The 13,557-nt window shown below is 70.1% G+C and carries 14 protein-coding genes; 8 read left to right on the top strand and 6 right to left on the bottom strand.

The window, feature by feature from the left end; genetic code table 11:
* Window positions 1-82: 82 nt before the first annotated feature.
* On the top strand, window positions 83-424 hold the full coding sequence (locus ABD808_RS31380) for a MerR family transcriptional regulator (protein ID WP_344904574.1): 342 nt from the start codon (window positions 83-85) through the stop codon (window positions 422-424).
* 192 nt (window positions 425-616) lie between these two features.
* On the opposite strand, the gene ABD808_RS31375 is transcribed toward ABD808_RS31380, so the two are convergent.
* The 6 genes from ABD808_RS31375 to ABD808_RS31350 all read right to left on the bottom strand — a co-directional run bounded on the left by ABD808_RS31375 (window position 617) and on the right by ABD808_RS31350 (window position 6,416).
* The gene (locus ABD808_RS31375) at window positions 617-1,105 is read right to left on the bottom strand and encodes a flavin reductase family protein (protein ID WP_344904498.1); all 489 of its coding nucleotides are present in this window, start codon (window positions 1,103-1,105) and stop codon (window positions 617-619) included.
* A 16-nt stretch (window positions 1,106-1,121) separates the two neighbouring features.
* A complete protein-coding gene (locus ABD808_RS31370) occupies window positions 1,122-2,330 on the bottom strand; it encodes an acyl-CoA dehydrogenase family protein (protein WP_344904495.1) in 1,209 nt (402 codons plus the stop codon).
* A 28-nt stretch (window positions 2,331-2,358) separates the two neighbouring features.
* Window positions 2,359-3,855: an aldehyde dehydrogenase family protein gene (locus tag ABD808_RS31365; RefSeq protein ID WP_344904492.1), complete on the bottom strand. Its 1,497-nt coding sequence runs from the start codon at window positions 3,853-3,855 to the stop codon at window positions 2,359-2,361.
* Window positions 3,852-4,250 (bottom strand): YybH family protein, encoded by a 399-nt coding sequence (locus tag ABD808_RS31360; RefSeq protein WP_344904488.1) that lies wholly within the window; start codon window positions 4,248-4,250, stop codon window positions 3,852-3,854. The genes ABD808_RS31365 and ABD808_RS31360 overlap by 4 nt, the downstream gene beginning before the upstream one ends.
* A 142-nt stretch (window positions 4,251-4,392) precedes the next feature.
* Window positions 4,393-5,439, bottom strand: a complete 1,047-nt coding sequence (locus ABD808_RS31355; protein WP_344904483.1) for a LuxR C-terminal-related transcriptional regulator — start codon at window positions 5,437-5,439, stop codon at window positions 4,393-4,395.
* A 116-nt stretch (window positions 5,440-5,555) separates the two neighbouring features.
* Window positions 5,556-6,416, bottom strand: a complete 861-nt coding sequence (locus tag ABD808_RS31350; protein ID WP_344904480.1) for an alpha/beta fold hydrolase — start codon at window positions 6,414-6,416, stop codon at window positions 5,556-5,558.
* A 135-nt stretch (window positions 6,417-6,551) separates the two neighbouring features.
* Here ABD808_RS31350 and ABD808_RS31345 point away from each other — a divergent pair, with 135 nt between their 5' ends.
* From ABD808_RS31345 to tgmA, 7 genes are all read left to right on the top strand, one after another.
* A complete protein-coding gene (locus ABD808_RS31345) occupies window positions 6,552-7,754 on the top strand; it encodes a Rieske 2Fe-2S domain-containing protein (RefSeq protein ID WP_344904477.1) in 1,203 nt (400 codons plus the stop codon).
* 130 nt (window positions 7,755-7,884) lie between these two features.
* Window positions 7,885-9,216, top strand: coding sequence for a M20 family metallopeptidase (locus ABD808_RS31340; RefSeq protein WP_344904466.1), 1,332 nt, complete (start codon window positions 7,885-7,887; stop codon window positions 9,214-9,216).
* Window positions 9,213-10,169 carry a DODA-type extradiol aromatic ring-opening family dioxygenase gene (locus ABD808_RS31335; RefSeq protein ID WP_344904462.1) on the top strand — a complete coding sequence of 319 codons (957 nt, stop codon included), beginning with the start codon at window positions 9,213-9,215 and terminating at the stop codon, window positions 10,167-10,169. The genes ABD808_RS31340 and ABD808_RS31335 overlap by 4 nt, the downstream gene beginning before the upstream one ends.
* Window positions 10,166-11,041, top strand: coding sequence for an alpha/beta fold hydrolase (locus tag ABD808_RS31330; RefSeq protein WP_344904459.1), 876 nt, complete (start codon window positions 10,166-10,168; stop codon window positions 11,039-11,041). Before ABD808_RS31335 ends, ABD808_RS31330 begins: the two co-directional genes overlap by 4 nt.
* A 56-nt stretch (window positions 11,042-11,097) precedes the next feature.
* Window positions 11,098-11,907, top strand: coding sequence for an IclR family transcriptional regulator (locus ABD808_RS31325; protein WP_344904456.1), 810 nt, complete (start codon window positions 11,098-11,100; stop codon window positions 11,905-11,907).
* Window positions 11,908-11,986: 79 nt separating this feature from the next.
* Window positions 11,987-12,937, top strand: a complete 951-nt coding sequence (locus ABD808_RS31320; protein WP_344904452.1) for a PDR/VanB family oxidoreductase — start codon at window positions 11,987-11,989, stop codon at window positions 12,935-12,937.
* A gap of 337 nt (window positions 12,938-13,274) precedes the next feature.
* Complete coding sequence (gene tgmA / locus ABD808_RS31315) at window positions 13,275-13,541, top strand: putative ATP-grasp-modified RiPP (protein ID WP_344904449.1); 267 nt, start codon at window positions 13,275-13,277, stop codon at window positions 13,539-13,541.
* Window positions 13,542-13,557: the final 16 nt, after the last annotated feature.

Below are 13,557 nucleotides of genomic sequence, written 5' to 3'. Positions count from 1 at the left end.
AGGTTTTGTGAGCCCACCTCAGCCGGTCAGGCCCGGCACCAACCCAGTCCACCCCGACCCGCACCCCACGCGGCCCGACCCAATGCTGAACGAATCCGACACCAGGCTGGACGACAAGCTCGACGACGAGGACTATCCGGCCTACAGCATGGGCCGCGCCGCCGAACTCCTCGGTGTCACCCCCGGGTTCCTGCGCAGCCTGGACGCCGCGAGACTGTTCGCCCCGCAACGCTCGGCCGGTGGGCACCGCCGCTACTCCCGCTACCAGCTTCACCTGGCCCAACGCGCCCGCGACCTGGTCGACCAGGGCACCGCGCTGGACGCGGCCTGCCGCATCATCATCCTGGAGGACCAGCTCGCCGAAGCCCAGCGCATCAACACCCGACTCCAACAGCGCATCGACCAAGACCCCGAACGGGACTGATCGGCGGCACCGACGACGCGGGCAGCAGGGGTTCGGCCCAGCCAGTCGCTCCGAGCGGGACCACGACGGCGGTGAGCCCGAGGGAACCGAGGCGAGGGGCATCTCGCTGCCGACTGGCACGGGCGCTGGCGGCTCTGCCAGTGCCCGTGCCAGCCAGTGCCCGTGCCGTCCAGTTCCTTGACGGGGCGGTGGTCAGGCTGGGGCCAGGCGGCGGAAGCGGCTGGTGTGGAAGACCAGTGGAGGGGTTTCCGGCCTGGCCGCCAGGCATTGGACCTCCAGGAGGACGATCATGTGGTCGCCGGCCGGGATCTCGTCGTGGAGGCGGCAGTCCAGCCAGGCGGTGGCGTCCAGGACGAACACTCCACCGCCCGGACGGGCCTCCCAGTCGACCCCGGTGAAGCGGTCGCCCTCCTTGCGGGACAGGCGTAGGCAGGCTTCGTTGTGGTTCTCCGCGAGCACGCTCAGCCCGAGCCGCGGCGCGTTCCGCAGTTTCGGCCAGGTCTCCGACGTGTTCTGAACGCAGATCGACACCAGCGGCGGGGCCAGGGACACCGAGGTGAACGTGCTCGCCGCCATGCCGGTCGGCGTCCCGTCGACGAGGGCGCACACCGCGGTCACGCCGGACGGGAAGCACCCGAAGGTCCGTCTGAGCGCCGCGACGTCCTCGGTGACCTCCTGCATTTCGATCACCTCTCCGTCAGGCCGTGGCGAGCGAGGGGGCCTGGGACGGGTCCAGCCCCATCGTGATCAGTCCGGCCATCTCGGCGCAGGCGTACGCGTTGGGCGGCATGATCGCGGCCGTGGTCACGTCGCGGAGCATGCGCTCGTAGCCCCTGGGACGCATCAGCGCGTTGAGGCCGCCCGCGGCGGTGCCGAGTTCGACGAGGCGTCCGATCGCGTCCGCCAGCATCAGCTTGGCCTTCAGGTAGGCGTGGCAGGTGCCGAGGCCCGGGCCGGTCGTGTCGGCGTTCCACGCGGCCTGGTACATCATCAGCCGGGCGGCTTCGACGTGGGTCGCGACGCGGCCGACCGCGGAGCTGATCGTCGGGTGGTAGCCCATCGGCTGGGCGTAGCCCTTGGCGGTCCGGGTGCCGAGGTTCTCGGTCAGCCAACCCACCATTCCCTCGGCGAGGCCGAGGTAGCAGCCGGTGTAGCCGCCCCAGCTCACGGCCGCCTGCGCGACGATCCAGTTGGTGACGAAGTCGTCGATCGGGCCGAGGACGAGTTCCGCCGGGACGTGCGCGTCGGTGATGTTCACCTTGTTGCTGCGCGTCGCCCGCATCCCGAGCGTGTGCCAGACGTCCTCGACGACGATGTGCTCCGGCTGCTCGACCGGGAGCAGGAACGCGATGACGGACGTCGGGTCGTCGCTCCAGTCGGGACGGGCGAACATGAAGGCGTAGTCGCTCGCCTCCCAGATCGACGCGAACATCTTCGTCCCGCTGACGCGCAGCCCGCCGTCGGCGGCGCGGGTGGCCGTCACCGTCGGCAGGAACGTTCCAGGCAGCAGGCTCGACGAGGACGGCTCGGACAGCGGCGCCGAGATCAGCGCGCCGTCGTCGATCACCAGCGCGGCCACGTGCTTCTTGACCTCGGGGTCGAACGACGGCAGTTCCGCCGCGATGCGCGTCGCCACGTAGTGCATGTTGAATCCGAGGGCCGTCGAGGCGTCGCCCTGCGCGAGCTGCTCGACGGTCGCGAGCCACGCCATGGACCGCGCGCCGAGCCCGCCCAGGTCGGTGGAGATACCCGCCCCGTACAGTCCCGCCGAGCGCAGGGCGGCGAAGCTTTCCGTGGGAATGGCGCGCTGCTCGTCGGCGTCGGCGGCGCGGGGCGCGATTTCGGCCGCGAGCTGTTTTCCGATCTCCGCCATTCGCAGGCTTTGTTCGTCGAGCTGGAAATCCATTGTTCCTCCACGAGGTTCGGGTGGCGCGTCAGTCCCACATCGGGGGACGCGCGTTGTCGAGACTGACGTTGACGACCTTCGTGGCCTGGTATTCGGCGATCGTCTCGGCGGCGCCCTCGCGCCCGAAGCCGCTGGCCTTCACCCCGCCCTGGGGTTGGCCGAGGGGGGTCGCGAACCAGGTGTTCACCCAGACCATGCCCGCTTCCAGGCGTCCGGCGATACGGTGCGCGCGGGCGAGGTCGGTCGTCCAGACGCCGCTGGCCAGGCCGTAGTCGACCGCGTTCGCGCGGGTGACGGCGTCGTCCTCGTCCGTCCAGCGTTCGACGGTGAGGACGGGGCCGAAGAACTCGTCGCACGAGGCGCTCGTCCGGCCGTCCGGGTCGGCGAGGATGGTCGGCCGGTAGAACGCGCCGCCGCCGAGATCGCCGCCCAGCTCCGGGACGGCGTGCCCGGCGACGACGATGGCGCCCTCCGCGACGGCCCTGTCGACGGCCGCCGCGACACGGTCCCGGTGCGTGACGCTGATCAGCGGACCGACCTGCGTCGACGGGTCGAGCGGGTCGCCGACGCGGATCCGCTCGGCGCGGGCGGCGACGCGTTCCAGCAGCTCGTCGTGCACGTCGGCGTGCGCGAGGACGCGGGACGCGGCGAAGCACACCTCGCCGTTGGCGGCGAAGATCCCGGTGAGGACGTCGTCGGTCAGCGTGTCGAGATCGGCGTCCGGGCCGACGACGAGCGAGCCCTTGCCGCCGAGCTCCATCAGCGCGGGGGTCAGCGCGGCGCCCGCCCGGCTGAGGATCGTCCGCGCGGACGCCGTCCCGCCGGTGAAGCTGATCTTGGCGACGCGGGGGTCGGTGACCAGCGCGTCGCCCGCGCTCGCGCCGAGGCCGGTGACCACGTTGACGACGCCCGGCGGCAGCAGGTCCGCGATCGCCTCGACGAAGCGGACGGTGCTCACCGACGCCAGCTCGGACGGCTTCACCACCACCGTGTTACCCGCCGCGAGCGCCGGGGCGAGCTTGTGGGCGACGGAGATGAGCGGCGAGTTCCACGGCACGATCGCGGCGATGACGCCGAGGGGCCGCCTGGTGGTGTAGACGTGCGACGACTCCGGGGCGCCCTGGATCGTCTCGCCGTGGACGCCCCGCGCCATCCCGGCGAAGTAACGGAAGATCTCCGCGGCGGTCGGGACGTCGATCAGCTGCGCCTCGCGGATCGCCCGCCCGTTCTCGGTGGCGAGCAGCGCGGGCCAGTCCTGGGCCGTCGCGGTCAGCCGGTCGGCGATCGCCCACAGCACGGCCTGCCGCTCCGCGAGGGAGGTCGTCCGCCAGGTCTCGAACGCGGCGGCCGCCGCGCCGACCGCCTCGGACACGACCCCGGCGTCACAGTCGGCGATGTGCGCCCAGGTCCGGCCGGTCGCCGGTTCGACGGCCGGGAGCAACTTCGAGACCGGCCGCGGCTCGCCGCCGACGATCGCCGGCAGCGGCCGGTCGATCGTCAGGCGGCCGGTCGCGACGGTGGTCACGAGTCGAGTCCGATGTGGGCGGAGTGGAACGGGTTGTCGATCACGATGCGCCAGGTTCCGTCCGGGCGGCGACGGAAGACGTTGGAGTCGATCGCGCTCATCTCGACCCGGGTGCCGTCGGGGCCCGTGCCGGTCAGCTCCCAGCGGAGCGCGACCAGGACGATGTCGTCCGCCTCAACGCGGTGCAGTTCGTTGATCGTCAGGTGCGGCTTGAGTTCGAGGAACTCGGCTAGGGCCGCCCGCAACTGGTCCATGCCGCGCGCCGGGGGCGTCCCCGGGCCGGTCTGGAACACGGTGTGCTCGTCCCAGCAGGAGAGCGCGCCCTCCAGATCACCGGCGTTCATCGTCTCGACGAACAGATCGTTCAGCTCCGTGACACTGTTGTGTGATCCCATGCCGGAGACGCTACAAATCGTCCATTCCCAGCACATCACCCGTTCACGGGAATGCTCAGGTCACCCGAAGATGGGGGCCTACCCGCAGGCGGGGTTCCACCCGAAGGTGAGGCTCAACATGAGGCTCAACCCGAAGGCGGGATCAGCGCAGAAACAAACCCGCCAACTCGACCCGCGAATGCACATCGAGCTTCGAGTAAATCGACTTCAGATGGTGTTTCACGGTGTTCGGGCTGATGTGCAGGCGGCTGGCGATCTCGTGGTCGCGGCGCCCGGCGGCGACGAGTTCGGCGATCGCCGTCTCCCGGCCGGTGAGCAGGCGGCGCAGCGCGGGCGGCAGCTCCGGCGTGGACGACTCCGCCGACAGGATCGACACGATCACCGAGGGCCGCTCGGGCAGGGGCGCCGACGTCACGCTGACCTCGGTCGCCGCGCCGCCCCCGGCGGGCCGCACCGTCAGCCGCTGGATCGCCTCGCCGCCGTCGATCGCCGCGTCGAGGACGGACCACGCGTCGTCCGCGGCGTCCAGCAGCGCCCGCGCGGGACGGTTCGCGTGCCGCTCGGCCCGCTCCAGGTCGGTGACGACGATCGCCTGGCCGCTCGACTCCAGCGCGCCCCACCACGCGGCCCGCTCGGCGTCGATGGCCGTGACCAGGTCCGTCGCGGCGACCGCCGCCTGGAACATCATCGCCGCGACGGTCGCCCGCCGCCGGTCGCGCTGGTCGAAGGCGGGCTCGCCGCCGGCGCGGGCGAAGTTGACGGTCCCGACGATCTCACCGCCGCTGACCAGCGGCGCGCACATCACGTGCGCCATGTCGTAGTGCCGGAACAGTTCCTGGACGATGGGCGCCCGCCGCCACTGGTCGGCGGGCGCCACCAGGGAGTCGTCGAAGGCCCGCCGGGCCGCGACCGCGCCCCGCAGCACCGGGTCGACCGGTCGGCCGAAGCGCTCGTAGCGGTGGACGTAGAACCGGCTGAGCCCGCGCACCGCCGACGCCCGCGTCTCGCCCGTCCGGGGGTCGAACAGGTAGACGCCCAAGGCGAAGGACGGCACGTGGCCCGCGACCCACTCGAAGTAGCGGTCCTGCAACTCGTCCAGGCCCCGGGCGGTGACGAGCACGGCCAGCCCGGAACTCAGATGCTCCTCGTCGGCGACCATCGCGTCGCCGACACCGATGTCGTCGCCCATCCAGCGAGTATGCGCCGCAGACATGCGTTCCTGCTAGATGGGACGGCCACTGATCGTGGCTCTGGCCTGCGAAGTCATGATCGTCCAAGCTCTCCCGGCGCCGCGTGGGCGGCCGTTCAGTCGTCGTGCCGCTGGTTCAGGAAACCGGTCACGACCGAGTAGAAGTCGTGCGGACGCTCCTCCTGCAAATGGTGCGAGGCGTAGTCCATGACGTACAGATGGCCGCGCGGCACCATGCGGGCCAGCATCAGCGGATAGTCGGGCGTCAGGAACGCGTCGTGCATCCCCCACGCGAAAAGGACGGGCGCGACGACGCGGCCGAGTTCCTCGGTGAGATCCTGCCAGTCGCCGCGCGGGTTGTCCGAGGACGCGGCGAGCGCCATCTCCTCAGGGTCGAGGCTCTGCTCGTAACGCAACGTGACGGTCTCTTCCGGGAGGGCCCCGGCGTCGTACCACTCCAGGCGGGCGACGAGGTCGCGCATCTTCTCCCAGGTCGGGCCCGTCCCGCCGTAGTAGGCGTCGCGGGCGTTGCGTCCCCGGCGGCCGCCCTCCGGCAGCGGGGCGAGCGGCCCGTAGAACACCGGCATGCTGCCCGTGACGACCAGGGACCGCACCCGCTCCGGGTACTTCGCGGCCAGGTTCAGCGCGATCGTGCCGCCCCAGGAATTGCAGACGAGGTCGGCGCGGCCGATTTCCAGGACGTCCATGAGCGCGACCGTCTTGGCGGCGTGGAAGTCCCACATCGGCCCGGTGATGACGCATTTCGCCGACCGGCCGTACTGGAGGATGTCGACCAGGAAACAGTCGCGGTCGCGGGCGAACATCGGGGCGACGGCGGCGAAGTCCGTCCAGGCCGTGCAGCCGGGGCCGCCTCCGTGCAGGAATATCGTCGGGGCGCCCGAGCCCATTCGCGTGTAGTGGTAGTTCACGCCGTCCGCCTCGGCGTAAAGGCCCTCGGGGCCCGGCTTGGTGTCCATCCCCGGATCCTCATCGCCTGGCGCGGACGCAGGAAGCGCGGCGGTCCGCTGAGCGGGACGTTTTCGTAGGCAAGCCCTTTCCGTCGGCCAATCATCTCGGCATCGCTCACCGTGACATCCGAGAGGACGATGCGCATGACCGGCTCAGACTCGCCCGCCCCGAAGGACGGGGACGGCGCCCGTCCCAGGGCACGCGGGGTCGCGCGGCCGGGCCGGCAGGACTGGTCCGCCTGGCCCGAGTACGACGCCGCCACCGCGGGCTTCCGCGGCTACTGGTACCCGGTCACCTGGTCCAGCCACGTGACCGGGACGCCGCTCGCCGTCACCGTCTGCGGGGAGAAGATCGCGCTGATCCGGGACGGCGGGCGGGCGTACGCGCTGCACGACCGCTGCCCGCACCGGGGCGTCCCGCTGTCGCTCGGCGACCAGCAGTTCCCGGGCACGCTGAGCTGCCCGTACCACGGCTGGACGTACCGGCTCGGCGACGGCCAGTTGTGCGCCGTCATCACCGACGGGCCCGAATCCCGCATCTGCGGCAAGGTCACCGTCCGGACCTATCCGGTCGAGGAACGGCTCGGAATGGTGTGGGTGTACGTGCCGCTCGCGAACGAGGAGCCCCACCCGATCGACTCCCAGCTTCCCGAGGAAATGGTCGAGAACCCCTTCGTCATGGGCGGACGGATCCAGCCCCGCACCGGGAACTGGCGTTTCGCCGCCGAGAACGGCTTCGACGAGGGGCACGCGAAATACCTGCACCGCACCTCGCTGTGGCGGCTGTTCAAGCCGATGCCGACCTGGAACATCACCAAGATCGTCCCTGGTGGGCGGTGGATCTACCGCGTCCAGCAGGAGGTGCACTGGGACGCGATCTTCCCCGGCGTCGGACGCTGGTCGAACACGCGGTGGTGGAAGTTCCAGCCGCCGAAGGAGACCTTCAACATCGGCAACACGGGAAAGCCGAAGAAGCTCGATCCAGTCATCGAGAAGTGCGATTTCCCGGGATTCGCGTCGCTGTCCATGCCGGGCGTACTGCGCATCGTCTACCCGAACTTCATCCACTACGAGTTCTACGTCCCGGTGGACGCCGACAACCACCGGTACGTCGGCGTGATGATCAACTTCACCGAGGGGTGGAAGGTCGCCGGGTTCTACCTCAAGTACCTGGGCGCCATCCGCTGGCTGTTCCACGGCCAGTTCACCGGCCAGGACGCCTGGATGGTCGACGTCACCGACGCCCCGCCGGAGAAGCTCTACCGCCCCGACGTGTCGCTCACCGCCTGGCGCGGCCTCGCGCAGGAGGAGTTCGCCAAGAAGAAGGCGGCGGCGGGCGCGCAATGAGATCCGAGGAGAGAACCATGCGACGTACCCTGCTGACCCTTCTCGCGGGCGTGGCCCTCACCGTGGTCGCGCCACTGCTCTGGCGGCGGCTCGCCCGCACCGTCAACACCCAGGTCCACCGGATCGACCCGTGAGTGTTACGGACGGCCTCGCCGGGCTGGACGGACGCCGCCGTGACCAGGTCAAGGCGGCATGGCGGCACGTCACCGCCGACCGGCTCCGCGACCTGGTGCGCGGCCTGGTGGACGTGCCGAGCCCGACCGGCCACGAGACCCCGCTCGCCCGGCACATCGCGGACACTCTCGCCGCCGCCGGGATCCGCGCGGCGACGCAGCCGATCGACGACCGGCAGGCGAACGCGTGGGGGCGCCTGCCCGGCGACGGCACCGGCCCCGACCTGATGCTGTACGCGCCGATCGACACGCTGACCACCGGCGACGCGGACGAGGACGTCCCGTGGATCGGTCCGGAGTTGCGTCCCGACATGCGCGCCGAGGCCCGGGACGTCGGCGACCTCGTGACCGGGCTCGGCGCGTCCAACCCGAAGGGCCACGCCGCGTGCGTGCTGATGGCCGCCGAGGCGATCCACCGCGCCGGGCTGCCGCTGACCGGCGATCTTCTCGTCGCGTTCGGGGCCGGGGGGATGCCCACGAACGCGCTCGCCGGGGACGTCCGGCGCAACACCGGGCAGGGCGTCGGCTGCTCGTTCCTGCTCGAACAGGGCCACTGGACCGACTTCGCGATCATCGCCAAACCCGGCTGGACGGTCTCCCGGGAGGAGGTCGGCCTCGTCTGGTTCGAGGTGACGGTGCACGGCGTCCACACCTACGTCGGGTCGCGGCACCGCCTGCCCTACCGCAACGCGATCGCCGCCGCGGGCGAGGTCGCGAAGCGGCTCGAAGCCTGGTTCCCCGAGTACGCCTCACGACACACCGAGGGCACGGTCGCGCCGCAGGGCGTCATCGCCTCGGTGGAGGGCGGCTGGCCACGGATGGCGGCCGTCACGCCCGCCGCCTGCCGCCTGCTGGTCGACCTGCGGATCGGCCCGCACACCACGCCGATGCAGGCCAAGCGCGAGTTCATCGCCGCGATCGAGCGGATCCAAGCCGACCTCCCCGAAACGGAGATCACCGTCGAGATGGTGCTCGCCATCCCCGGCACCGCGTCCGACCCAGACCGGTGGGTGTGCCGCAGCGCGGTCGCCGCCTGGGAGGCCATCGCGGGACGCCCGCACGAGGTGATCCGCGGCAACAGCGGCGCGACGGACGCCAACATCCTGCGCGGCCGGGGAATTCCAACGGTGCGGATCGGCATGCCCAAGGTGACCGACGCGCCTTTCGACATCGACTTCTCGATGGGGATGAACACGGTCGACGTCCGCGAGATGGAACGGCTCACGCGCCACCTTATCCGCACTGCCGTCGACACCCTGACCCGAACCCGAGCCGAGGTGGGACTGTGACGGAAATCGTGCTCGGCGTCGGAGCGTCGCACAGCACTCTGATGAACACCCATTGGGACGAGACGACCCACAAAGCCGAGGCCGAGCGTTTCCGCGACGGCCTTCACTCGGCCCGCGACGAACTGGCGGCGGCGCGTCCGGACACCGTCGTCCTGGTCGGCTCGAACCATTTCCGCGGGTTCTGGCTCGACCTCATTCCGAGCTTCACGATCGGCGTCGGCGAATGCGTCGCCAGCGGCGAGTCGGGAACGCCGAAGGGCCCGCAGCCGGTGGACGTGGACTTGGCCCGGCACCTCGCCGAATCTCTCGTCGGCGGCGGCCGCTTCGACGTCGCCTTCTCGGCCCGGCTCCAGATCGACCACGGGCAGTCGCACGCGATCCAGTACCTGCTCGACGGGCTGGGCGTGGAAATCGTGCCGATCGTCGTGAACGTGTTCGCGCCGCCGCTGCCGACCCTCGCCCGCTGCGAGGCGCTCGGACACGCGATCCGGGAAGCCGTGCACGCCTTCCCCGGCGAAAGGCGCGTCGCCGTCATCGGCTCCGGCGGCCTCTCGCACCGGCTGCCCTGGCCCGACTGGCGGAGCCCGGACGGCGACGACGAGGAGTTCATGGTCCGCGCCTGGCTCGACGGCCGGAACAACTGGCGCGACTACGACGCGCGGCGGCGCCAGATCATCCGCACCGCCGAAAGCGCGATCACCCCGGAGTTCGACCGGGAATTCCTCGACCTCATCGAGAAGGGCGAAACCCACCGCCTCACCGCCCGGACGACCGAAGAACTCGAAGAGGCGGCCGGAAACGGCGCCCAGGAACTGCGCACCTGGCTCGTCATGGCCGCCGCGCTCGGCCACGCGCCCGGCCGCCGCCTCGCCTACGAGGCGATCCCCGACTGGCTCACCGGAATGGCCGTCGCCGTCATCGACCCCACCGAACAAGGAAAGGCTTGGAAATGAGCATCTGGACCGCACTGTCGGACATCGACTATCGGCACACCCACGTCGACGCGGGCGGCGTCCGGACAAGAGCCGTGCAGGCCGGGCCCAAGGACGGCGAACACGTCGTCTTCCTCCACGGCACCAGCGGGCACCTTGAGGCGTTCGTCCGGAACCTCCCGGCGCACGCCGCCGAGTACCGGTGCCACGCCATCGACATGCTCGGCCACGGATACACCGCGAAACCGGACGTCCCGCAGGAGATCCCCCGCTACGTCGACCACCTCATCGCCTACCTGGACGCGGTCGGCGCCGAGCGCGCCCACCTGGTCGGCGAGTCGCTCGGCGGCTGGGTGTCGGCGTGGACGGCCAGCGAACACCCGGAGCGGGTCGCGTCGCTGCAACTGCTGTGCATGGGCGGCACCAAGATCAACCCGCCCGTGATGGAACGCATCAAGAAGACGACGACCGCCGCGTCCCTGAACGACGACGTGGAACTGACCCGCGACCGGCTGCGCCTCCTGTGGGCCGACTGGGACGACGAGTTCGGCGACGAACTGACCGACGTCCGGTACGCGATCTACCACCGTCCGGACTTCCAGAAGAACCTGCCCAACCTGCTCGCCTTGCAGGAGCCCGAGATCCGCGAACGCAACCTGCTGCTGCCGGAACGAATGGGCAAGATCACCGCACCGACGCTGGTCGTCTGGGGCAACAAGAACCCGTTCGGCGACGTGCCCGAGGCGCAGGCGATCGCCGACGCGATCCCCGGCGCGCGACTGGAGATCTTCAACGCGTGCGGGCACTGGCCGCAGCACGAGCGGGCCGACGAGTACAACCCGCTCAGCCTGGCGTTCCTGGCGGATGCCCAGGTCAGAGCATTGCCGAACTAAGAGGCCATGTGATTTGTTGGCCCCCGGACCGCCGAACAACCTGCGAGGTCTGAGTCATGGCAGTAGTGCCGTTCGCCCGTCCCGGATCGACGGCCGCCGCGTCCGCGGCGAACCCCGCGGACGCCGACGCGATGAACTCCGTCATCGGCAAGACCCGCCTCATCATCGAGGCCTTCACCGCCGACGACGACACGCTCTCGCTCGCCGAACTGGTCCGGCGGTCCGGGGTGCCGAAGGCCAGCGTGCACCGAATCGCCCAGGAACTGCTCGACTGGGGCGTCCTAGAACGGGCCGGGAACCCCTACCGCCTCGGCCTACGGCTGTTCGAGATAGGCCAGCGGGTGCCACGGCAGCGGAGTCTCCGCGAGGCCGCCCACCCGTACATGGAGGACCTCCTGCTCGCCACACAGGAGACCGTCCATTTCGCGATCCACGACGGGCTTGAAGTGCTCTATGTGGAGAAGCTCGTCGTCCATCGCGGGATGAAGAAGGAGTCACGGATCGCGGGACGGCTGCCGCTGCACTGCACCGCGACGGGAAAGGTGATCCTCGCCTTCTCGCCTCCCGAGCTGCTTCAGGACGTGCTCCGCGACGGCCTCACCGCGCTGACCCGCAAGACCGTCACCCAACCGGGACGGCTCCGCCAGCAGATCGAACAGTCCCGCGCCGAACACCTCGCGGTCGAGGTCGAGGAGACCAGGCTCGGCTACATGAGCGCGGCGGTCCCGGTCTTCGGCAATGACGACATGCTGGTCGGGGCCTTGTCGATCACGGCCCCCACCTTCCGCATGAACCTCGGCCGCTTCGCCGGAGGCCTGCGCACGGCGGCGAACGGAATCTCCCGCTCGCTCCAGTCCCCCTCCTGACCGGCACCCACCACCGCGCCCCGGCGAGCAAACCGCCGAGGCGCCCACTCGGCCTGAGCACCACCGAACAGGACGCGCCATGGAAGAGAACGAACACGACCTGCTCGTCCGGTCGATGACCTGGGAGGCGGACGGAGTCCTCTCCGTCGTACTGACCCACCCGGACGGCGCGCCGCTACCACCCTGGGAGCCCGGCGCCCACCTGGAACTCGACCTCGGAAAATGGATCCGCCAGTACTCCCTCTGCGGAAAGCCAGGCGACACCGAGACCTACCGGATCGGCATCCTCTACCAACCCGACGGCCGAGGCGGATCCGCCTACGTGCACGAAGAGCTACGTCCCGGCCAAACAGTACGGACACGCGGCCCACGCAACCGTTTCCCCCTAGTGGACGCGCCGCGCTACCTATTCCTCGCAGGCGGCATAGGCATCACCCCACTACTACCAATGCTGGCGCAGGCATCAGCCCAAAACATCCCCTGGCACCTGACCTACGGCGGCCGAACCCAAGCAACAATGGCGTTCCTACCGGAACTCGCCCCTTACGGCGACGCGGTGACCATAGTCCCAGCCGACACCGCCGGACTCCCCGACCTAGACTCCCTACTCAACACACCCACCCCAGACACAGCGGTGTACTGCTGCGGCCCAGAGCCCCTACTCACAGCGGTCGAAAACCTATGCACGACATGGCCAGACGGCAGCCTGCACACCGAACGCTTCGCCGCCGCCCCCCGCGACAAGTCCCAAGACGGCGACGACACCGCCTTCGAAGTCGAATGCGCACGATCCGCCCTGACCGTGAACGTCTCCGCCACCGAATCAATCGTCGACGCCCTGGAACGATCCGGAATCTCCGTCCCAACGGCCTGCGGCGAGGGCATCTGCGGAACCTGCGAAACACCAGTCCTGGCCGGAACCCCAGACCACCGCGACGACCTACTAACCGACACAGAGCAAGCCTCCAACCGAACAATGATGCCCTGCGTCTCCCGCTCCCTGTCGAACCGCCTCGTCCTCGACCTCTGACAGCGATCCACCGGTGAGGGCGACGACGACCAGTCCCCCGCCTCCCCCTGCCCGGTGTGTGTCGTGGTCCTCTCTGGGCCTCCCAACACATACGGGCGTCCCGCTGAGTCCGGTATTGCGAGCACACTGTTTCCGCTCGCTCGGATCACCCTGGCTTGGGTTCGAGCGAGCGGTGTCCTGTCCCTCCAGCGAGATCATCATGCCGACGGCGATGACCATGTCTTCCTGGCCGCATACGAAGCGCGGGGCTCATACTGGGGTGACGCGTGCTGATGGCGCGTCCCGGTCGGCGGACAGGCAGACGCCAGTGCGTCTCGGTTAGGTGAGAGGTGGAGCCATGAGTCTCGCGGGTGAGCGTTTCTCCCTCGGCGCCCCGTTGACCGGCGGTGACCCGGGTGAGAACGCCTCGGGTCCCCGCCCGTGGGGGTTGCGGTACGCGGTGACGGTACCGCGAACCCGGCTGCCCGAGCACCGCTATGACCCCGCCCGGCAGGTCACCGTCACCCCCGGTGGGGAGCCGATGCCGCAACTGGGCACCAGCAAGAAGACCAACCCCGACGGCGACCCCACGAATCCGCCGCCGTGGGATGAGGGTGGCGACTGACCGTGCCCGAGGGGCC

Source organism: Actinomadura meridiana (assembly GCF_039537545.1).
GTDB classification, from domain to species: Bacteria; Actinomycetota; Actinomycetes; order Streptosporangiales; family Streptosporangiaceae; genus Spirillospora; species Spirillospora meridiana.
Note: the sequence above shows the minus strand (reverse complement) of the source record. Positions and strands in the feature narration are given on the sequence as shown.